At 46.0% G+C, this 20,952-nt stretch carries 18 protein-coding genes; 16 read left to right on the top strand and 2 right to left on the bottom strand.

Annotated elements, in window-relative coordinates:
- Positions 1 to 65: 65 nt before the first annotated feature.
- Complete coding sequence (gene gppA / locus FE392_RS17090) at positions 66 to 1,592, bottom strand: guanosine-5'-triphosphate,3'-diphosphate diphosphatase (protein WP_319931402.1); 1,527 nt, start codon at positions 1,590 to 1,592, stop codon at positions 66 to 68.
- 58 nt (positions 1,593 to 1,650) lie between these two features.
- Entirely contained in the window at positions 1,651 to 2,934 is a 1,284-nt protein-coding gene (gene rhlB / locus FE392_RS17095; protein WP_319931403.1) for an ATP-dependent RNA helicase RhlB, read from the bottom strand.
- 119 nt (positions 2,935 to 3,053) lie between these two features.
- Between rhlB and trxA the strand changes: the two genes are divergently transcribed.
- From trxA to thrP, 16 genes are all read left to right on the top strand, one after another.
- Positions 3,054 to 3,419 (top strand): thioredoxin TrxA, encoded by a 366-nt coding sequence (gene trxA, locus FE392_RS17100; RefSeq protein ID WP_319931404.1) that lies wholly within the window; start codon positions 3,054 to 3,056, stop codon positions 3,417 to 3,419.
- 1,025 nt (positions 3,420 to 4,444) lie between these two features.
- Positions 4,445 to 5,704, top strand: coding sequence for a transcription termination factor Rho (gene rho, locus FE392_RS17105; RefSeq protein WP_319931405.1), 1,260 nt, complete (start codon positions 4,445 to 4,447; stop codon positions 5,702 to 5,704).
- A 371-nt stretch (positions 5,705 to 6,075) separates the two neighbouring features.
- The gene (gene wecA, locus FE392_RS17110) at positions 6,076 to 7,164 is read left to right on the top strand and encodes a UDP-N-acetylglucosamine--undecaprenyl-phosphate N-acetylglucosaminephosphotransferase (protein WP_319931406.1); all 1,089 of its coding nucleotides are present in this window, start codon (positions 6,076 to 6,078) and stop codon (positions 7,162 to 7,164) included.
- A gap of 31 nt (positions 7,165 to 7,195) precedes the next feature.
- Positions 7,196 to 8,251: an ECA polysaccharide chain length modulation protein gene (gene wzzE, locus FE392_RS17115; protein WP_319931407.1), complete on the top strand. Its 1,056-nt coding sequence runs from the start codon at positions 7,196 to 7,198 to the stop codon at positions 8,249 to 8,251.
- A gap of 53 nt (positions 8,252 to 8,304) precedes the next feature.
- Entirely contained in the window at positions 8,305 to 9,435 is a 1,131-nt protein-coding gene (gene wecB / locus FE392_RS17120) for a non-hydrolyzing UDP-N-acetylglucosamine 2-epimerase (protein ID WP_319931408.1), read from the top strand.
- On the top strand, positions 9,432 to 10,694 hold the full coding sequence (wecC, locus tag FE392_RS17125; protein WP_319931409.1) for a UDP-N-acetyl-D-mannosamine dehydrogenase: 1,263 nt from the start codon (positions 9,432 to 9,434) through the stop codon (positions 10,692 to 10,694). Before wecB ends, wecC begins: the two co-directional genes overlap by 4 nt.
- On the top strand, positions 10,691 to 11,776 hold the full coding sequence (gene rffG, locus FE392_RS17130) for a dTDP-glucose 4,6-dehydratase (RefSeq protein ID WP_319931410.1): 1,086 nt from the start codon (positions 10,691 to 10,693) through the stop codon (positions 11,774 to 11,776). Before wecC ends, rffG begins: the two co-directional genes overlap by 4 nt.
- Positions 11,777 to 11,794: 18 nt before the next feature.
- Positions 11,795 to 12,670 (top strand): glucose-1-phosphate thymidylyltransferase RfbA, encoded by an 876-nt coding sequence (gene rfbA, locus FE392_RS17135; RefSeq protein WP_319931411.1) that lies wholly within the window; start codon positions 11,795 to 11,797, stop codon positions 12,668 to 12,670.
- Entirely contained in the window at positions 12,654 to 13,409 is a 756-nt protein-coding gene (gene rffC, locus FE392_RS17140) for a dTDP-4-amino-4,6-dideoxy-D-galactose acyltransferase (protein WP_319931412.1), read from the top strand. The genes rfbA and rffC overlap by 17 nt, the downstream gene beginning before the upstream one ends.
- Positions 13,396 to 14,526, top strand: coding sequence for a dTDP-4-amino-4,6-dideoxygalactose transaminase (rffA, locus tag FE392_RS17145; protein ID WP_319931413.1), 1,131 nt, complete (start codon positions 13,396 to 13,398; stop codon positions 14,524 to 14,526). The genes rffC and rffA overlap by 14 nt, the downstream gene beginning before the upstream one ends.
- Position 14,527: 1 nt before the next feature.
- Complete coding sequence (wzxE, locus tag FE392_RS17150; protein WP_319931414.1) at positions 14,528 to 15,778, top strand: lipid III flippase WzxE; 1,251 nt, start codon at positions 14,528 to 14,530, stop codon at positions 15,776 to 15,778.
- A complete protein-coding gene (locus tag FE392_RS17155; RefSeq protein ID WP_319931415.1) occupies positions 15,775 to 16,857 on the top strand; it encodes a TDP-N-acetylfucosamine:lipid II N-acetylfucosaminyltransferase in 1,083 nt (360 codons plus the stop codon). Before wzxE ends, FE392_RS17155 begins: the two co-directional genes overlap by 4 nt.
- A gap of 11 nt (positions 16,858 to 16,868) precedes the next feature.
- Entirely contained in the window at positions 16,869 to 18,293 is a 1,425-nt protein-coding gene (wzyE, locus tag FE392_RS17160) for an ECA oligosaccharide polymerase (protein WP_319931446.1), read from the top strand.
- Positions 18,280 to 19,017 carry a lipopolysaccharide N-acetylmannosaminouronosyltransferase gene (wecG, locus tag FE392_RS17165; protein WP_319931416.1) on the top strand — a complete coding sequence of 246 codons (738 nt, stop codon included), beginning with the start codon at positions 18,280 to 18,282 and terminating at the stop codon, positions 19,015 to 19,017. The genes wzyE and wecG overlap by 14 nt, the downstream gene beginning before the upstream one ends.
- Before the next feature lie 231 nt (positions 19,018 to 19,248).
- Positions 19,249 to 19,398 carry a hypothetical protein gene (locus FE392_RS17170; protein ID WP_319931417.1) on the top strand — a complete coding sequence of 50 codons (150 nt, stop codon included), beginning with the start codon at positions 19,249 to 19,251 and terminating at the stop codon, positions 19,396 to 19,398.
- 54 nt (positions 19,399 to 19,452) lie between these two features.
- Entirely contained in the window at positions 19,453 to 20,823 is a 1,371-nt protein-coding gene (thrP, locus tag FE392_RS17175) for a bifunctional threonine/serine APC transporter ThrP (RefSeq protein WP_319931418.1), read from the top strand.
- Positions 20,824 to 20,952 lie beyond the last annotated feature (129 nt).

Here is a 20,952-nt window from a genome sequence, read left to right on the forward strand (position 1 = left end):
TGGGGATTTTAATTTCAGTCACCGTCATATCGATAATTAACGTTAGTATGCGGTTGCTCTTATTGTTAACTATTGGCGTTATCTTGTTTCTGATGGAGATGATCCTGCTCCTTCAGAAGCAATGGCCATTGAACATAGCTCTGCCATTTTATTTCTTGTTGTAACGTTTCTGCCCTGAGTGGGTGTTTGGCCTGCCATTGGTAAGGCAAAGTGATAATGAGATCCTCATTTTCCACTTGTAATTGCAACTCTGATAAGCTGTCATCCCGCCGGCGGCTGGCGAAAATAATCGCCAGCCTTAATAGGCGGCTTAACCTCTGGGTCTGCAACAATGGCAGGGCATTTTGTTGACTAAGAGACGTTAGATCGATTGGCCCATTTTGATTTTCCAATAAAGCGGCCAGCAACCGTTTCTGGGCGGGGGTATAACCGGGCAAAGCCAGATGATTGATCAGATAGGCAGAGTGTGCCGGTGCCTGACGAAAATCAACGAACAAGCCGATTTCATGAAGCAAACTGGCGCTGCTCAATAACTCAAGGCAACGATTATCCAGCTCCCATGGTTTGGCAACTTGCTGGCCAAAATGTTCTGTCAGTTGTTTTACTCGCTGTGCCTGTTCAATATCTATCTGAAAACGTTGTTGAATATTGAAGATAGTTCTGGCGCGAATATCCTGTTCAATGGGTAAATGCAACATTCCATATACTAAGCCTTCGCGCAGGGCGCCACCAGCCAGGATCATGCTTTCAATGTTCAAAGCCTGAAAAATGGCGATTAAGATGGCTAACCCGCTGGGAAAAACTAACGCTCGTTCTAGCGTCAGCCCGGCAATTTCCAATTCTTCCAACTTGCCACATTCGATCGCCTGATATTTGAGTTGCTGGAGTTTTGGCAACGTGATCAACTCGTCCATCCCTTGAGCGATCATAATTTCTTGTAAGGCTTGCACTGTACCGGAAGCACCTACGCAGATTTGCCAGCCCTGCTGAAGCAACGCTGTGGTAATCGGGCTGAGTATTTCATGGGCAGCAGATTCGGCTTTGGTAAAGTTTTCTTCCGTCAGGCTGCGATCATTAAAATAACGATCCAACCAAGTTACACAACCCATTTCGAGGCTGAATAGCTGGTTGGCCCTGGCTCCAGTTCCTGTTACCAGCTCTGTACTGCCGCCACCAATGTCCACCACAAGCCGGTTTTCAGATCCACCCGTCGTGTGGGCTACACCTTGATAAATCAGCCGGGCTTCTTCTTCTCCGCTGATGACGTTGACGGGAACACTCAATATTTCTGAGGCTTTCCCGACAAAAACGTCCGAATTTACCGCCAGACGCAAGGTTGCGGTCGCAACAACACGAATATGCGTGGCAGGAATACCCTGCAAGTATTCGGAAAAGAGGCGTAAACACTGCCATCCCCGCTCCATTGATTGCTGTGAGAGCAGGTTATTCTTATCCAACCCAGCAGCCAGCCTCACTTTACGCTTGATGCGACTGACTACTTGAATACTTCCGGAGACTTCGCGGACAACCAGCATATGAAAGCTGTTTGAGCCTAAATCGATGGCCGCATAGAGCGAAGAAGAACTCAGCATAGTATATTATTCCGGCATATATTGTTTTAGCATCGTGTTATTCCTGCACCGCATTATCTCAGCTTGGGCGTTTGCGGTTGCGTGTTGGATTACCTCGACGCGGCATATTCGTCCGTCGTGGATGTCCCCCTGAACGTGCGCGGTTACGGCGCTTAGGGACAGGTAAATCTTTTAATAATGCATCACTGTTATATTTGCTGACAGGGATTTGGTGCTGAATATATTCTTCGATCGCCGGTAAATTCAACACATACTCTTCACATGCCAGGCTGATAGAATGACCACTCTCTCCGGCGCGGCCTGTTCGACCAATCCGGTGGACATAATCTTCGCAATCATCCGGCAGGTCATAGTTAAATACATGTGTCACAGATGGAATATGCAGGCCACGGGCAGCTACATCGGTGGCCACCAGAATATCCAGATTACCCAGACTGAATTCTTCCAGAATACGCAGGCGCTTTTTCTGGGCAACATCACCAGTCAGGAGACCGACACGGTGACCATCAGCAGCCAAATGGGCCCAAATATCTTCACAACGATGTTTCGTATTGGCGAAAATAATGCAGCGGTCTGGCCACTCTTCTTCCAGCAAGGTCTGTAGCAGACGCATTTTTTCTTCATTGGAAGGATAAAACAGTTCTTCTTGAATGCGATGACCTGTTTTTTGCAAAGGCTCTACTTCTACATATTCAGGATTATTCATCTGTTCAAAAGCCAGTTCACGCACCCGGTAAGACAGGGTAGCGGAAAATAGCAGATTCATTCTTTCCGTTGCCGCCGGAATGCGACGGAACAGCCAGCGAATATCTTTGATAAAGCCTAGATCATACATGCGATCTGCTTCATCAAGTACGACAACCTGAATGGCGCCAAGATGGATATGGCCTTGTTTTGCGTAGTCGATTAAACGTCCGGTTGTCCCGATAACAATATCGACACCTGATTCCAGCACTTTAAGTTGTTTGTCGTAGCCATCGCCGCCGTAGGCAAGGCCCATTTTCAATCCAGTAACTTCTGCCAGTTCTTCTGCGTCAGAGTAAATCTGGACTGCCAATTCGCGGGTAGGCGCCATAATCAATGCTCTCGGCTGATTGATTTTGCGCTCTTTCGCCGCAGGATTCGTCAGTAAATAGTGAAAAGTAGACGCCAGAAATGCCAGCGTCTTGCCTGTTCCGGTTTGTGCCTGCCCCGCAACGTCTCGGCCTTCGACAGTAAAAGGCAATGTTAGCGCCTGTATCGGCGTACAGTTTGAGAAACCCTTCTTATCAAGGGCTCCCAGGACTTTGGGGTGCAATGCGAAGTCGGAAAACTTCTTTTCTGTCAAATGTGTTTTGCTCATAGTATGGTAGAATATCAGTTAACTATTGCTTTAAGAAAGTGTATCCGCTGAAATAAAGACACCCTAGTGTTGGTAATGTACACTGACGTAGTAAAAGATGTTACTTTTGGAGCAAAAAAATGAACGAAAAGATTATGAACGACGAGACAGCAGAAACTGCGAAAGCAGGTATCCTTCATCTGGCTGACAGTGATTTTGTCGAAGATAAGCTGAATGTGAAAGGTGCCGTCCTGGTCGAATTCTGGGCTGAGTGGTGCGGCCCTTGTAAAATGATTGCTCCTATTCTGGATGAAATTTCTTCCGATTACGCGGGAGAACTGACTGTCGCTAAATTGAACATTGATGATCACAGTGAAACAGCACCGAAATTCGGTATTCGTGGTATCCCAACGATGATTCTGTTCAAAGATGGTGAGAAAGTCGCAGTAAAAGTGGGAGCGTTGTCAAAAACTCAATTGAAAGAATTTTTGGAACCTCACCTCTAATTTAGAAATAGGTCACAGTAATTACGGGCGTTTAGCGTATAGAGTTATTTATCTTATTGACCGCTAGACGTCCGCTACGAAGCGTGATAAGTTAGCGTCCACGTACTCATATGGAGCATTGCGTAAGAGAATTCCTCATTCGATATAACGGCTTATTTGTATAAAGAGTTGTATAAATAGTTGGGATCAGGAGTTGACATAACGCATGTTGCGTACTAAAAAATCTGTAGTATCTGATAAATCTGTTAATTCTGGATCACCTAAAGTATCTGATAGCATATCGCATTGAGTAAACCTTCTGAGTCTATATACAAAGTATTAGTTATATGGATTGTATATAGATTGGCGTGCTGATGCGTTCTAATGCTAAACATCTTCAATTAGGATGTTTTACTGGGCATTTTCATGTTGGGTCTTCTTACTATCAGATATTGATTCCGTAACGAAGCTGCTCGCGCTGAAATAGTATCCATTGTTATGACACATGAATAATGTTCACATTATGTGGTTGCATTATAGATTTGGCGTAACATATAGATAGTTTAGATATATATACCCAATGGATTTCAAGTTGCATCGCAGCCAACAAAGAAGCGATTTGAAAGACGAAGGGTATAGTAAAAATAGTTATAAACAGTACTCATTCAGAGATAATACTTGCGCTGAGATAGTTCCTATACCTTATGGATTTCAAGATGCGTCACGGTGGCAAGGGAGTGAACCTTCGGGAACATAGATAACTATGTGACTGGAATGAATGAACGCAGCCAACAAAAAGGCAACTTGAAAGACGACAGGTATATATTGACATAAACCACGTTTCGTTATTGTCTCAGTCATATTTGACTGTTTGTCAGCCTTAATTTGCTATCTCCCTGAGTGCTCCAAGTTACTGCCTTGTAATATAATTTAATATGTTAGAAGGTGTTATTCGTTTTTGGTACAAATAAACAGGCATCGATAACGCTGCCATACCATTCACGTTCATAGTTCGAGATATACCCCGAGTTAAAGAACCCACCATTATGAATCTTACCGAATTAAAAAATACGCCGGTATCAGAGTTGATTACTCTCGGCGAAAATATGGGGCTGGAAAATCTGGCTCGTATGCGTAAGCAAGACATCATTTTCTCTATCCTCAAACAGCATGCGAAAAGCGGAGAGGATATTTTCGGAGATGGTGTGCTGGAGATATTACAGGATGGATTTGGTTTCCTCCGCTCAGCAGACAGCTCCTACCTTGCCGGCCCCGATGATATCTACGTTTCTCCTAGTCAAATCCGCCGTTTTAACCTCCGTACCGGTGATACAATTTCAGGAAAAATTCGCCCACCCAAAGAAGGGGAACGCTATTTTGCCTTGCTGAAAGTTAATGAAGTTAACTTTGACAAGCCTGAAAATGCCCGCAGTAAAATCCTGTTTGAAAACTTGACCCCATTGCATGCCAACAATCGCTTGCGCATGGAACGCGGTAATGGTTCTACTGAAGATTTGACTGCTCGCGTACTGGATCTGGCGGCCCCGATTGGCCGAGGCCAGCGTGGTCTGATTGTTGCTCCACCAAAAGCGGGTAAAACCATGCTGCTGCAAAACATTGCAGCTAATATTGCCCATAATTACCCTGATTGCGTTTTGATGGTTCTGCTGATTGACGAGCGTCCAGAAGAAGTAACCGAAATGCAGCGTCTGGTAAAAGGTGAAGTGATCGCTTCCACATTTGATGAACCGGCTTCCCGTCACGTTCAAGTGGCTGAAATGGTCATCGAAAAGGCGAAACGCCTGGTTGAACACAAAAAAGACGTTATTATTCTGCTGGACTCCATTACCCGTCTGGCCCGTGCTTATAACACCGTGGTACCTGCTTCTGGTAAGGTATTGACTGGTGGTGTGGACGCGAATGCATTGCATCGTCCAAAACGTTTCTTTGGTGCTGCCCGTAACGTTGAAGAAGGTGGTAGCCTGACCATTATTGCGACCGCGTTGGTTGATACCGGCTCTAAAATGGATGAAGTCATCTACGAAGAGTTCAAGGGTACAGGCAACATGGAACTGCACTTGTCTCGCAAAATTGCTGAAAAACGTGTTTTCCCTGCCATTGACTACAACCGTTCAGGAACGCGTAAAGAAGAGCTGCTTACTGTACAGGATGAACTACAGAAAATGTGGATCCTGCGTAAGATTATTCATCCGATGGGTGAAATTGATGCGATGGAATTCCTTATCAACAAGCTGGCTATGACAAAAACAAACGAAGAATTCTTCGACTTTATGAAACGTTCATAGTTGCGCGAGTGAAGCGATAACATTGCAAGTTAGTTCTCACGCAATAAAAAATAATCATTTCATGAAAGCGCCACGTTTTTGTGGCGTTTTTTTTATTTGTAACTTACCTTATTCGCTTAAATTGGTACATATATTGCATGTTTTCCGAGTGTTTAACAGTATGTTTTATAAGCAATATTTTTTGATGATTCAAAAAATTATTGATCGTGACTTATAGCTTATGTGTCCCATTTTGTTACTTTTTATAATTTTTTATAAGCCAAGATACCTTGTTTTGTGGCAGGGAACTTATGGATGCGGTGTCACACTGGGTATCCATAAGTCAACGAATAATAGATGACCCATCATTATTTTTACAGAGAGTTGTTATTGTGAATATTTCCAGCATGAGTATCGAAATTTTTTGCGTATTTATATTCTCATTTGCGTTTTTATTTATGGCGCGCAAAGTTGCAAAAAATATCGGTCTGGTTGATAAGCCGAATTATCGTAAGCGCCATCATGGACTGATCCCTCTGGTTGGTGGAATTTCTGTGTTTTTTGGTGTTTGTTTCGCATTTGTTATTACAAAAGAGTTTATACCTCATAAATGGTTATACCTTGCCTGTGCAGGGATATTGGTGTTTGTTGGTGCATTGGATGACCGCTTCGATATCAGTGTGAAGATTAGGGCAACCATCCAGGCATTGGTTGGTATCAGCATGATGTATTTCGCGGGCCTTAAACTTGAAAGTCTAGGGAATACCTTTGGTCCATGGGAAATGATCTTAGGGCCATTCAGTTATGTTGTGACTTTATTCGCTGTCTGGGCTGCCATTAATGCTTTCAACATGGTAGATGGGATTGATGGTTTGTTGGGGGGACTATCCTGTATCTCTTTCGGCGCGTTGGGAATTTTGCTGTACGAAAAAGGTAATACCGCCTTGGCATTTTGGTGTTTTGCATTTATTGCCGGCATATTGCCTTACATTTTTCTCAACCTTGGGTTATTAGGAAAGCGCTTCAAAGTCTTTATGGGAGATGCAGGAAGCACTTTAATCGGTTTCACCATTATTTGGTTGCTGACTGAAGCGACTCAAGGGGAAAATCGTTCGATTAACCCTGTAACAGCATTATGGATCATTGCGATTCCCCTGATGGATATGGTCGCCATTATGTATCGCCGCTTACGTAAGGGTATGAGTCCATTCTCTCCAGATCGTCAACATATTCATCACTTGATCATGCGTGCTGGGTTTACTTCCCGTCAGGCATTTATCTTGATTACTTTGGCAGCAGCTTTATTGGCGGCCTTTGGGATTATTGGTGAACGGTTAAGTTTTGTTCCTGAATGGGTTATGTTGGCATTATTCTTGCTTGCTTTTATGTTGTATGGCTATTGCATCAAACGAGCCTGGCGAGTAGCCCGTTTTATCAAACGATTTAAGCGACGCATACGCCGGACTGCCAGCCACCATTAAAAACATCGACTTATCAAAGAGGTTTTGTGCAGTGATAAACTCAGAAACGAAATCTAAACAGGATCAGCCAGCTATAGAGTATGAATTGGATATTCGTGGACTGTGTCATGCTCTGTGGCGTGGAAAGATATGGATTATCGCACTGGCAATTATTTTCGCTGCCGTTGCTCTGCTGGCATCTTATTTGATGCCACAAAAGTGGAGCGCAACCGCTATTACAGATTTACCGACGACCAATAATTTGGGTAGCTACTATTCGCAACAACAATTTTTGCGTAATTTGGATACTCACATCAATGCCTCACCAGAAACTCAACTGCCGACCATTTCGGATGGTGCATACAAAGAGTTTATGACTCAGGTATCAGCCTATGACACACGCCGTGAATTCTGGCTTCATTCAGATTATTACAAACAGCGCAGGGAAGGGAGAGAAAAAGCGGACGCTGTGCTGCTGGAAAATCTGATCAATGATATTAAAATCACGCGGAGTGACGATAAAAAAGCGTTGGATGACAGTATCAAATTGACAGCAGAAACCGCAGCTGATGCCAACCAGCTCCTGCGCCAATATATTGCGTTTGCGAATCAAAGGGCGAGTACCCACCTCAACAATGAAATCAAAGGTGCATGGTTAACACGCACCCAATCGATGAAAGCGCTGGTCAAACGTCAGGAAATAGTCGCCAAGGCAGTCTATGGACGTGAATTGAATGTCTTGCAGCAATCACTGAAAGTGGCCGAAAAACAAGGCATTCATCGCAATCAAACAAACATCCCTATCGAAGAACTGCCTGAATCCAAAATGTTTATGTTGGGCACACCACTGTTGCAGGCCCAGATTGAAACTCTGGAGGCTACCGGCCCTGATTACAGCATTGATTATGACCAAAACATCGCAATGTTGGCGACATTGAATGTTGGGCCGACCTTGCAAAACACTTTTCAGACATATCGTTACCTCAGAACCCCTGAAGAACCCGTTAACCGAGATAGCCCCCGCCGTATTTTTATGATGGTGATGTGGGGAGCTATCGGTATGTTGGTTGGGGCGGGCGTTGCTTTGGTAAAACGGAATCGTAAGTAACCACTCCCTTTCGTGGAATTATCTGTAATGATTAATAAAATAAGAGAGCCACTGTGAAAGTGTTGACTGTGTTTGGTACCCGGCCTGAAGCCATTAAAATGGCACCGTTGGTACACGCATTGGCTAGGGATCTTGCCTTTGACGCAAAAGTGTGTGTTACTGCCCAGCATAGGGAGATGCTGGATCAGGTTTTGCATTTGTTTGGGATAACACCGGATTTTGACCTCAATATCATGCAGAAAGGGCAGGATCTGACTGATATTACCTGCCGTATTTTGCAAGGTATCAAGCCTGTACTGGAAGAGTTCAAGCCGGATGTCGTGCTGGTGCATGGCGATACGACAACAACCATGGCAACCAGTCTGGCGGCATTTTACCAACATATTCCTGTAGGCCACATTGAGGCGGGATTGAGAACGGGAGACTTGTATTCTCCGTGGCCAGAAGAGGCCAACCGTAAGATCGCCGGGCATCTGGCAATGTACCATTTTGCGCCGACGGAAAACTCCCGCAACAATCTATTGAAAGAATCCATTGCAGGAAACCGAATTTTCGTTACCGGCAATACAGTGATCGATGCCCTGTTGTCGGTGCGTGACCGTATCGTGAATGACGAAACGATGTCCGGCCAGCTTGCTGAATTTTATCCGTTCATTGACTCCAATAAAAAAATGATTCTGGTGACAGGCCATCGCCGTGAGAGCTTTGGCAAGGGCTTTGAGTGTATCTGCGAAGCCTTGGCCCAAATCGCCAGAGCACATCCTGATGTCCAAGTCGTTTATCCTGTCCATTTGAATCCGAATGTCAGTGAGCCTGTAAAACGTATTCTGCATGGTATTGATAACGTTATACTTATCAACCCGCAGGATTACTTGCCATTCGTTTATTTGATGAATCATGCCTACATGATCCTGACCGATTCTGGTGGTATCCAAGAAGAAGCGCCTTCTCTGGGAAAACCGGTTTTGGTCATGCGCAATACCACAGAGCGGCCTGAAGCCGTTGATGCGGGAACCGTAAAATTAGTGGGAACCGAAACACAGACTATCGTTGCAGAAGTTACGCGTCTGTTGACGGATGACATCGCCTATCAACAAATGAGCCACGCTCACAACCCTTATGGTGATGGGCAGGCCTGCCAGCGAATTCTTGAAGCATTAAAGAAAAATCAGGTGACATTATGAATTTTGAAACAATTTCTGTTATCGGCCTTGGTTATATTGGATTGCCGACCGCCGCGGCATTTGCCTCCCGCCAAAAAATGGTTATTGGCGTTGATGTCAATCAACATGCGGTTGCAACGATTAACCGTGGCGAAATTCATATTGTTGAACCTGATTTGGATAAAGTGGTCAAGGCTGCCGTTGAAGGCGGCTATTTAAGAGCCGTGACCGCGCCTCAAGCGGCGGATGCGTTCTTGATTGCTGTACCGACTCCGTTTAAAGGTGAACACGAGCCGGACATGGCTTATGTTCGTTCTGCGGCTGAATCAATCGCTCCGGTTTTGAAAAAAGGCGATTTAATCATTTTGGAATCCACATCGCCTGTGGGTGCGACGGAGCAAATGGCAGAATGGCTGGCGATGGTACGTCCTGACCTTTCATTTCCACAGCAGGCTGGTGAAGATTCAGACATTGATATTGCTTACTGCCCTGAGCGTGTGTTGCCGGGCCAAGTCATGGTGGAGCTTATCAAAAATGACCGCGTAGTCGGTGGCATGACAGCCAAATCCTCCCGTAGGGCAAGCGAACTGTACAAAATTTTCCTTGAAGGTGAATGCGTTATCACCAATGCCAAAACGGCGGAAATGTGCAAACTGACAGAAAACAGCTTCCGTGATGTCAATATCGCCTTTGCCAATGAACTTTCCCTGATTTGTGCTGAACAGGGGATCAATGTGTGGGAATTGATCAGTCTGGCAAACCGCCATCCACGCGTGAATATCTTGCAGCCCGGCCCGGGTGTTGGCGGGCACTGTATCGCCGTTGATCCGTGGTTTATCGTATCTCAGAATCCTGAACAGTCCCGTTTGATCCATACGGCGCGTTTAGTCAATGATGGCAAACCACTTTGGGTGGTTGACCAAGTGAAAGCCGCAGTGGCGGATTGTTTGGCAGAGAGTGGCAAACGCGCGAATGAAATTAAGATCGCTTGTTTCGGTCTGTCTTTCAAACCCAACATTGATGATTTACGTGAAAGCCCGGCCGTTCATATCACAGAGCTAGTTGCCCAGTGGCATGCAGGGCAAACTGTGGCCGTTGAACCCAATGTACATGAACTCCCTCGTTCATTAAAAGGCTTGGTTGAGTTGATGGATGTGGATCAGGCACTGGCAGAGGCAGACGTGGTGTTAATGCTGGTGGATCACCGTCAGTTCAAGGCCATCAGTGGCAGTGAAATCAAACAGAAATGGATTGTGGATACAAAAGGAGTTTGGCGTTGAAACGTATTCTGATCACCGGCGGTGCGGGCTTTATCGGCTCTGCGGTTGTCCGTCATATTATCAACCAGACGGAAGACAGCGTTGTCGTCGTGGATAGTCTGACTTATGCCGGTAACCTTGAGTCACTGGCATCGGTTGCCAATCATCCCCGCTATGCATTTGAGCAGGTTGATATCCGCCAACGGGATGCCTTGGATCGTGTATTCCAACAATACCAACCAGACGCAGTCATGCATCTGGCGGCGGAAAGTCACGTTGACCGTTCAATTGATGGCCCAGCCGCTTTTATTGAAACCAATATCATTGGTACTTATGTCTTACTGGAAGCAGCTCGTGCATTTTGGTCACAACTGGATCAAGAAAAGCAGGCTGCCTTTCGTTTTCATCATATCTCGACTGACGAAGTTTATGGTGATTTACACGGTGAAGACGGGTTCTTTACTGAAACCACGCCTTATGCGCCGAGCAGCCCTTATTCGGCCTCAAAAGCATCCAGTGACCATTTGGTCAGGGCATGGCGCCGGACTTATGGTTTACCCACGATAATCACCAACTGTTCCAACAACTATGGGCCTTACCACTTCCCGGAAAAACTGATCCCGCTGGTGATCCTTAATGCACTGGAAGGCAAGCCGTTGCCGGTCTATGGCAAAGGTGAACAAATCAGAGATTGGCTGTATGTAGAAGATCATGCGCGAGCGCTGCATTTGGTGGTAACTCAGGCCAAGCCCGGCGAAACCTATAATATCGGCGGGCATAATGAGCGCCGCAATATTGATGTGGTGGAAACGATTTGTGCATTGCTGGAAGAGCTTTGTGCCGAAGGGAAGGGCCTGAAAAAACCGGCAGGAATTGCATATTTCCGGGATTTAATTACCCATGTGGCTGATCGCCCGGGGCACGACATGCGTTACGCAATTGATGCGGCGAAAATTGAACGTGAATTAGGTTGGACACCGCAAGAAACATTCGAATCCGGCATCCGCAAAACGGTGCAATGGTATCTGGAAAATGAGAATTGGTGGCGTAGAGTTCAGGATGGTTCTTATGCAAGAGAACGTCTTGGGCTGGGAAATGAATAAGCCTTTCAGGGGGAACACATGAAAGGAATTATATTGGCGGGAGGCTCTGGCACCCGTTTGTATCCAATAACGCGTGGCATATCAAAACAGCTATTGCCTATTTACGACAAGCCGATGATCTATTATCCGCTGTCAGTTTTAATGCTATCGGGAATACGCGATATCCTGATTATCTCTACGCCGGAAGATTTACCGGCTTTTAAACGGCTGTTGGGCAATGGCGAACAGTTTGGCATTCATCTGAATTATGCTGAACAACCTTCTCCTGACGGGCTGGCGCAGGCATTCCTGATTGGTGAAGAGTTTATTGGCGATGATTCCTGCTGTTTAGTCCTTGGCGATAATATCTTTTTTGGGCAGGCATTTAGCCCGAAACTGCAAAGTGTCGTGACCCGTAAGGTTGGTGCAACTGTATTCGGCTATCAAGTGATGGATCCTGAACGGTTTGGGGTTGTGGAATTTGATGATCAGTACCGGGTACTTTCCATTGAAGAAAAACCTGTGCAGCCTAAATCCAATTGGGCAGTGACCGGGCTCTATTTCTATGACAACAAAGTTGTGGATTTTGCCAAACAAGTACAACCCTCTGCCCGTGGTGAACTGGAAATTACCAGCATTAACCAGATGTATCTGGAACAGGGTGAACTGAATGTTGAGTTATTGGGGCGTGGTTTTGCTTGGTTAGATACCGGTACCCATGACAGTCTGATTGAAGCCAGTACATTTGTGCAAACGGTTGAAAAGCGGCAAGGCTTTAAAATTGCCTGTCTGGAAGAAATCGCATGGCGGAATGGCTGGCTGAGTACTGAACAGCTCAAAGCCGCTGCCGTAGATTTGGCAAAAACGGGTTACGGCAGATATATCATGGATTTGCTTGATGTCTATTCACGCTAATCTTGAGCCGCTGGCTTGGGATAGCCAGTTTTTTGGCTTATCCACTGCGCGCTTGCATCCATTGCTGGCAACATCACCAGACGCTGTGGCAATAACGGCTGAACAGTTGGATGAATATGCACTGGTGCAAGCAAAAATCCCTGCGCAGCAGACAGCTATCATTGATGGGCTGTCTGGTTTGGGTTTTTCTTTGGTGGAAGGTGAAGCGGATTTGCTGTTACCGATTGAACCCAAAGAGCTGGTTGGTTTGAGTGCAGAGAAACATCAGGTTACAGAATTCATTAATGCGAAGCCACAAGACATTCCTGCATTGAAGGCGGTTGCGGCACACGTATTCAAAGCCAGTCGCTTCCGCGAGCCGTGGTATCAGCCGGGAGACAGTGGTCGATTTTATGCCGCTTGGGTTGAAAAAGCGGTATTGGGTACGTTTGATCACGAATGCCTGCTTATCAATGATGAATACGGACAGTTGAAAGGATTTGTCACGTTAAGAAATCTCGGTGGCTATGAGGCACGCATTGGCCTACTGGCCGCAGTACCGGGCAATCACCATCAAGGAATTGGAAAAAAATTAATGTCGGCGGCGCAGCTGTGGTGTCAGAACCATCAGATACAGCGGCTGAGAGTGGCAACACAAATCAGCAACATTACTGCTTTGCGTCTTTATACACGTCGTGGTGCCACCATAGAGAGCACCGCATATTGGTTATATAGAGGAAGATTAAATGATTCCATTTAACAAACCACCGATAGTCGGCACAGAATTGCAATACATGCAACAGGCGATGGGCAGTGGTAAGTTGTGTGGTGATGGTGACTTTACCAAACGTTGTGAAGCCTGGATGGAAGAGCACTTTGGTTGCCCGAAGGTATTGCTGACACCATCTTGTACAGCATCATTGGAGATGGCGGCTATCTTGCTGGATATTAAGCCCGGTGATGAAGTCATTATGCCAAGCTATACCTTTGTTTCGACTTCCAATGCCTTTGTGTTGCGTGGCGCGACAATTGTATTTGTGGATATTCATCCAGATACGATGAACATTGATGAAACCCAAATCGAAGCCGCCATTACAGAAAAAACCCGTGCCATTGTGCCGGTACACTATGCCGGTGTGGCTTGTGAGATGGACACCATCATGGCATTGGCGGAAAAATACAATCTGTATGTGGTAGAAGATGCCGCTCAGGGTGTTATGTCCACCTATAAAGGCCGTGCCTTGGGAACGATTGGGCATATTGGCTGTTTCAGCTTCCATGAAACTAAAAACTACTCCGCCGGTGGTGAAGGTGGTGCGATCTTAATCAATGATGAATCCATGATTGATCGTGCAGAAATTGTTCGTGAAAAAGGCACCAACCGTGCGCAACTTTTCCGTGGGCAAGTGGATAAATATACTTGGTACGACATAGGCTCCAGCTATCTGTTGTCTGATCTACAGGCTGCCTACTTGTGGGGCCAACTGGAAGTGGCTGAGAAAATCAACCAACGTCGCCTGGCATTGTGGGAGAGTTACTATCAAGCACTGAAACCGCTCGCGGATGCGGGTCGTTTAACGTTGCCAATCGTACCTGAAGGCATGAAACACAATGCGCATATGTTCTATATCAAATTAAAAGATGTGGAAGAACGCGGTGAATTTAACCGTTATATGAAAGAACACGGCATCTTGAGCGTATTCCACTACGTTGCTCTGCATTCCAGCCCTGCCGGTGAGAAATGCAGCCGCTTCCACGGAGAAGACCGTTTTACCACTCGTGAAAGTGAGCGCCTGGTTCGGTTGCCGATGTTCTACAACATCACCGATGAAGAGCTGCAAATTGTGATCAATCGCGTCAAGGCGTATTTCTCCTGATATGTCACTTGCCAAAACTTCTGTTTGGACCGCAGCTTCCACACTGATCAAAATTGGTGTGGGGTTGTTGGTCATTAAACTGCTGGCGGTGTCCTTTGGCCCTACAGGTGTCGGGCAGGCAGGTAATTTTCGCCAGCTTATTACCGTGCTGGGGGTACTCTCCGGCGCGGGGATTTTCAATGGGGTGACCAAATATGTCGCTGAATATCATCAGCAACCCGAAAAACTCAGGGAAGTGCTGGGAACGTCATCCTTAATTATTTTAGGTTTTTCGACGCTGTTGGCTGTGATTTTTCTGTTGTTCACTGATGCCATCACCGTTGGATTATTTGGCCATGACCGTTATGCCAAGGTTGTGCAGGCTCTCGCATTTATCCAAATGGGAATTGCTTACGCCAATTACTTTCTGGCTATCTTGAAAGGCTTCAGGGATGCCAAGGGCAATGCACTCGCCATCATCCTTGGAAGTCTGACGGGTGTAGTTGCTTACAGTCTTTGTTATTGGCTGGGAGGCTACGAAGGCGCATTGGCAGGTTTGGCTTTGGTGCCGGCGCTGGTGGTTTTGCCTGCCGGGGGAATGCTTCTGCAACGCAAGGCCATTCCATTCGCGGCCTTGAAACCGATGTGGGATCGCGTGATTGCCAGCCACTTGGGCAAATTTACCCTGATGGCGTTACTGACTGCCATAACATTACCCGTCGCGTATGTCATGATGCGAAACTTGCTGGCAGAGCGCTATAGCTGGGAAGAAGTCGGAATTTGGCAGGGTGTGAGCAGCATTTCAGATGCCTATTTACAATTTATCACCGCGTCTTTCACGGTTTACCTGTTGCCGACACTTTCCCGTTTGAAAAGTAAGCAGGAAATTACCGGTGAGCTGATGAAAGCGCTGAAATTTGTCTTGCCTGCTGTTGCTGTTGCCAGCTTTTCTGTCTGGTTGCTGCGGGATTTTGTTATTTGGTTGCTGTTTACAGATAAATTCGCCACTATGCGCGGGCTATTTGCATGGCAGTTGGTGGGAGATGTGTTGAAAGTCGGCGCGTATGTGTTCGGTTATTTGGTGATAGCGAAAGCAGCGCTGCGTTTTTATATCTTGGCTGAAGTTAGCCAATTTCTCCTGCTGACGGGGTTCTCTCATTGGTTGATACCGAAAAATGGTGCATTGGGAGCAGCTCAGTCATATATGGCGACTTACATTGTTTATTTCATTCTTTGTTGTAGCGTATTTATTATTTATCGCAGGCGAGCATGACAACCCTAATTCACGTTCTGGGATCGGATATCCCACATCACAATCAAACGTTACTGCGTTTCTTTAATGACGTCCTGATAAAGGAGAACGATTTCCCGGCCAAACCGTGTTTTATGGTGGTGTCCAAGGACCACGCATGGTTATCGAATTATCCCAATTTAATGATTGCGGCTTATGACAGCAAATCTGCTTTGTCACGGGCGGTGATCGCAAAAGCACAGGAAAACAGAAGCGTTCGTTTCTGGTTTCATGGGCAATTTAACGCTGCTTTGTGGATAGCCTTATTGCTGGGCAAGATTAAGCGGCATCAATTCTGGTGGCATGCCTGGGGCGCTGATTTGTACGAAGAATCCCGCCAACTGAAATTCCGGTTGTTCTATCTGCTTCGTCGCTTGGCGCAAAAGCGGGTGGGGCATATTTTTGCGACACAAGGTGATCTTCGTTACTTTGGTCGCGCTAACCCTGATGTTCCTTCGTCATTGCTCTATTTCCCGACCAGAATGGACCCTGCACTGACGGTAACGGAAAAAACCTTTTCACCGGAAGGGATCACGGTGTTATTGGGAAATTCAGGTGATCAATCTAACCGCCACATTGAAGCACTGCATAAAATTCACCACCAGTTTGGTGATGAAGCACGGGTCATCATGCCAATGGGGTATCCTGACAATAATCAGATTTACGTCCAAAGCGTAGAACAAACCGCATTGTCGCTGTTTCCAGCGCAAAACGTCCGTATTCTGAAAGATAACATGGCGTTTGACGAATATCTCACATTACTGCGTCAATGCGACTTGGGTTATTTCATTTTTAACCGCCAACAGGGCATTGGTACGCTTTGCTTATTGATTCAATTTGGCATTCCGTTTGTTCTCAGCCGGCAAAATCCGTTCTGGCATGATTTAACGGAACAGCAGGTTCCTGTCCTGTTTGATGGCGATGATTTGAATAAACACTGGGTGCAGGAAGCACAGCGCCAGATGCTATCCCTTGATAAAACGACCATTGCCTTTTTTGATCCTAATTTTATTGAGGGATGGAAAGTTGCCCTGTCAGCTGCATCTGGAGAGGAACAATGACCTTAACGCAATTGACCTTAACGCAATTTGGCGGGCTATTTGTTGTTTACATTATCTCATTGGTCTTTATCCTGACTTTGACGTATCAGGAATTCCGGCGCGTCCGCTTTAATTTCAATGTCTTCTTTTCATTGCTGTACTTGCTGACATTCTATTTTGGCTTCCCTCTGACGAGCTTACTGGTGTTTCAGTTTGATGTACGGGTCGTGCCGGCCGATGCGTTATTGCATGCGATGCTTGCATCAGGTTGCTTTTACGCAATCTATTATGTTGCCTATAAAACCCGGCTCAGTAGCAAAATCACTGCCCGTCCCAACGACTCTGATCCCTTATTGGCGGTATCATCACGCAAGCCGTTGTTTACGATGAATCGTGTGGAAACCAACCTGACTTGGTTCCTGCTGGCGAGCATTGCCGTCGTTACCGTGGGGCTGTTCTTTATGAAGAATGGTTTCTTGCTGTTTAAATTACAGTCTTACAGTCAGATATTCTCCAGTCAGGTTTCCGGTGTGGCACTCAAACGGTTTTTCTACTTTTTCATTCCTGCCATGCTGGTGATCTTTTTCCTGAAGCCCACCAAAATTCGTTGGCTGTGCTTTTTACTGGGAACCGTAGGATTTGGCATTCTGACTTACGTGATAGTCGGAGGCACACGGGCTAATATCATTATCGCGTTTGCGCTGTTTCTGTTCATAGGCATTGTTCGGGGCTGGATAACCCTGTGGATGCTGTTTGCCGCAGGCATGATGGGAATAGTCGGCATGTTCTGGCTGGCATTGAAACGCTATAGTTTGGATGTCAGTGGCGCGGAGGCATTTTATACTTTTCTGTATCTCACGCGGGATACTTTCTCGCCGTGGGAAAACTTGGCATTGTTATTGAATAACTACAGCAAAATAGACTTTCAGGGTTTGGCACCTATCATCCGTGATTTCTATGTCTTTATTCCGAGTTGGTTATGGCCTGACAGGCCAGCCCTGGTTTTGAATACCGCCAATTACTTCACATGGGACGTATTGAACAACCACTCTGGCCTTGCGATTTCACCAACATTGATTGGTTCGCTCGTGGTTATGGGAGGCGTATTCTTTATTCCTCTGGGGGCGGTAGTTGTTGGTCTTATCATCAAATGGTTTGATTGGATCTATGAATCCGGGAAGCGGGAAACTAACCGTTATAAGGCTGCTATTTTGCAGGCTTTCTGCTTCGGTGCAATTTTTAACATGATCGTTCTCGCCCGTGAGGGAGTGGATTCTTTTGTTTCACGGGTTGTGTTCTTTTGCATTGTTTTTGGTCTGTGTCTGGTTGCGGCGAAGCTGCTGTATTGGCTGTTTGAAAGTGCGGGACTGATCCGCAAGCTGGATGCCAGCAGTTCGGCTGCTTCGCAAAAAACATCCGTTACTTTGGGTGTAAGGAATAAAAATGGCGTTGAATAATATTGCCAAATATCGCATTCGTGGCCTCAATATTTGGGGTTTTAAAGGTATGTCGCACTTTCTTGCCCATCTTTTTCAGGATGGACAGGTAAAAACAGGTACGTTGGTTGCGATTAATGCTGAAAAAGTCCTCACGGCAGAGCAAGACAATGCATTGAATATGTTGCTGAATGAAGCTGAATATTTATACGCAGATGGTATCAGCATCGTACGGGCTATTCGTCGTAAATACCCAGAGGCAGATGTGTCACGTATTGCGGGCGCAGACTTATGGGAAGCCTTGATGGAGAAAGCCGGCCGTGAAGGTACTCCTGTTTTTTTGGTGGGCGGAAAACCGGAAATCTTGGCACAGACAGAAAGCAAATTGCGGACGCAGTGGAATGTTAATATCGTCGGCAGTCAGGACGGTTATTTTACGCCTGAGGAACGCGATACTGTATTTGAGCGGATACATGCTTGTGGCGCTGCCATTGTGACTGTGGCGATGGGATCGCCTAAACAGGAAATCTTCATGCGTGATTGCCGTAAGATCCATCCTGACGCATTGTATATGGGTGTCGGTGGGACTTATGATGTTTTCACCGGGCACGTCAAACGCGCGCCGAAAATTTGGCAAAATTTGGGTTTGGAGTGGCTATACCGTTTACTCTCTCAGCCAAGCCGTATTCGCAGGCAGCTTAAGTTACTGAAATTTCTTGGTTATTATTACGGCGGAAAGCTCTAATTCAGGCGTTCTTTCTGTTCTAAACCTGCTGCATCAGTCATATGCAGCAGGTGCCCTTCATTTTCCTATCGTTATAGCCGAATAAAACGAATATTGGTGCAATTTTACAATTTTTTATTTCACTGATTGGCAAAACGTGTTTTGATCCCAAACTTTTTACAACGATTGATTATCAATTCCTGTATTTTTCTGTTTGCAAATATATACATCATATAACCTATGGATTTCGAGTTGCGTCGAGGCGGCAAGGGAGTAGCTAATCCGTCAGGAACGTATCAAAGGCTGGCCTCCGATGAAAGGCAGCAGGAGCTTTTCATCCCTCCCCGGGAGCACGGACAACCGTATGTTGATAAAAACGGTGACTGGCGGGAGCGGGCATAGCCAGCAAAGAGGCAACTTGAAAGACAGCAGCTATAAAAGTAAGTAGGGAGTTTTATGAGTGATTCACAACAGAGCCTGCAAAGAGGGCTTGAAGCTCGTCATATTGAGCTGATTGCGCTGGGCGGCACAATCGGAGTAGGGCTGTTCATGGGATCAGCCAGTACTTTGAAATGGGCAGGCCCTTCTGTTTTGCTGGCCTATATTATTGCGGGCCTTTTTGTCTTTTTCATCATGCGTTCAATGGGGGAGATGTTATTCCTTGAACCTGTGACAGGATCGTTTGCCGCATTTGGGCATAAATATCTCAGTCCGTATTGGGGATGTTTGACGGCTTGGGGCTACTGGTTCATGTGGGTTTCAGTCGGGATTTCAGAAATCACGGCAATCGGGGTATATGCTGAATTTTGGTTCCCGGAGCTGCCTCAATGGGTTTCCGCGCTGGTAGCAGTCGGGCTGGTAGCTTTGGCTAACATGGCTGCCGTTCGGTTGTATGGTGAATTGGAATTTTGGTTCGCCATGATTAAAGTCACCACAATCATCGTCATGATCTTGATTGGCGTCGGCTTAATTTTCTTCGGGCTGGGTAACGGCTGGCAACCCATCGGATTGGATAACCTGACCTCACATGGTGGTTTCTTCTCTGGCGGTTGGAAAGGCTTTTTATTTGCTCTTTGTATTGTTGTGGCGTCTTATCAGGGCGTTGAATTGGTTGGTATCACCGCAGGTGAAGCGAAAAACCCACAGGTGACCATTAAAAAGGCGATCAATAATATTTTATGGCGCATTCTGATTTTCTATGTGGGTGCCATTTTTATTGTTGTAACGCTGTTTCCTTGGACTGAAGTGGGAGCACACGGCAGCCCGTTTGTCATGACCTTCGCTAAAGTCGGAATTGCGTCAGCGGCTGCGGTGATTAACTTTGTTGTATTGACTGCGGCACTTTCAGGATGTAACAGCGGAATGTACAGTGGCGGCAGAATGTTGTATGCCTTGGCGCAAAACCGTCAACTGCCGGCTTCACTGCTGAAATTATCGAAAAACGGTGTTCCGGCACGATGCATCGCGATCACCATTGGTTGTTTGATAGCGGGTTCAAGCCTGAATTACTTGCTGCCAAATCCACAATCGGTTTTCGTTTATGTTTATAGTGCCAGCGTATTGCCCGGCATGGTGCCGTGGTTTGTGATTCTGGTGAGCCAGTTGCGTTTCCGCAAGCATAATGCCGAGGCCCTGAAACAGCACAAATTTAAATCAATCCTGTTTCCTTATGTCAATTACCTGACGTTGATTTTCCTGAGCTGTGTGCTGGTAGGGATGGCGATTAACCCAGATACCCGTTTTTCGCTGATAGTCGGGGGCGTGTTTTTGTTGGTCGTGTCATTAATTTATTTTCTGGGCAAAGTCACTAATAAGCCGAAAAAATAAAAATAATTTTCCGATTAATAAATAAGCCATCAACTGTTTAAGGTGGTATTGCGGTGGAAATGTGTTGCCTTTATCAACTAAATGAGCAAAGCGTAATCAAACGAATCATTTCTTTTAAAAAAGCACTGG

The organism is Xenorhabdus santafensis, from assembly GCF_033949405.1.
Lineage (GTDB): Bacteria > Pseudomonadota > Gammaproteobacteria > Enterobacterales > Enterobacteriaceae > Xenorhabdus > Xenorhabdus santafensis.

Coding starts and splice junctions, on each gene's coding strand:
- gppA (WP_319931402.1), bottom strand. CDS start 1,592: ATGCTGAGTTCTTCTTCGCTCTATGCGGCCATCGATTTAGGCTCAAAC.
- rhlB (WP_319931403.1), bottom strand. CDS start 2,934: ATGAGCAAAACACATTTGACAGAAAAGAAGTTTTCCGACTTCGCATTG.
- trxA (WP_319931404.1), top strand. CDS start 3,054: ATGAACGAAAAGATTATGAACGACGAGACAGCAGAAACTGCGAAAGCA.
- rho (WP_319931405.1), top strand. CDS start 4,445: ATGAATCTTACCGAATTAAAAAATACGCCGGTATCAGAGTTGATTACT.
- wecC (WP_319931409.1), top strand. CDS start 9,432: ATGAATTTTGAAACAATTTCTGTTATCGGCCTTGGTTATATTGGATTG.
- rfbA (WP_319931411.1), top strand. CDS start 11,795: ATGAAAGGAATTATATTGGCGGGAGGCTCTGGCACCCGTTTGTATCCA.
- rffC (WP_319931412.1), top strand. CDS start 12,654: ATGTCTATTCACGCTAATCTTGAGCCGCTGGCTTGGGATAGCCAGTTT.
- rffA (WP_319931413.1), top strand. CDS start 13,396: ATGATTCCATTTAACAAACCACCGATAGTCGGCACAGAATTGCAATAC.
- wzxE (WP_319931414.1), top strand. CDS start 14,528: ATGTCACTTGCCAAAACTTCTGTTTGGACCGCAGCTTCCACACTGATC.
- FE392_RS17155 (WP_319931415.1), top strand. CDS start 15,775: ATGACAACCCTAATTCACGTTCTGGGATCGGATATCCCACATCACAAT.
- wecG (WP_319931416.1), top strand. CDS start 18,280: ATGGCGTTGAATAATATTGCCAAATATCGCATTCGTGGCCTCAATATT.
- thrP (WP_319931418.1), top strand. CDS start 19,453: ATGAGTGATTCACAACAGAGCCTGCAAAGAGGGCTTGAAGCTCGTCAT.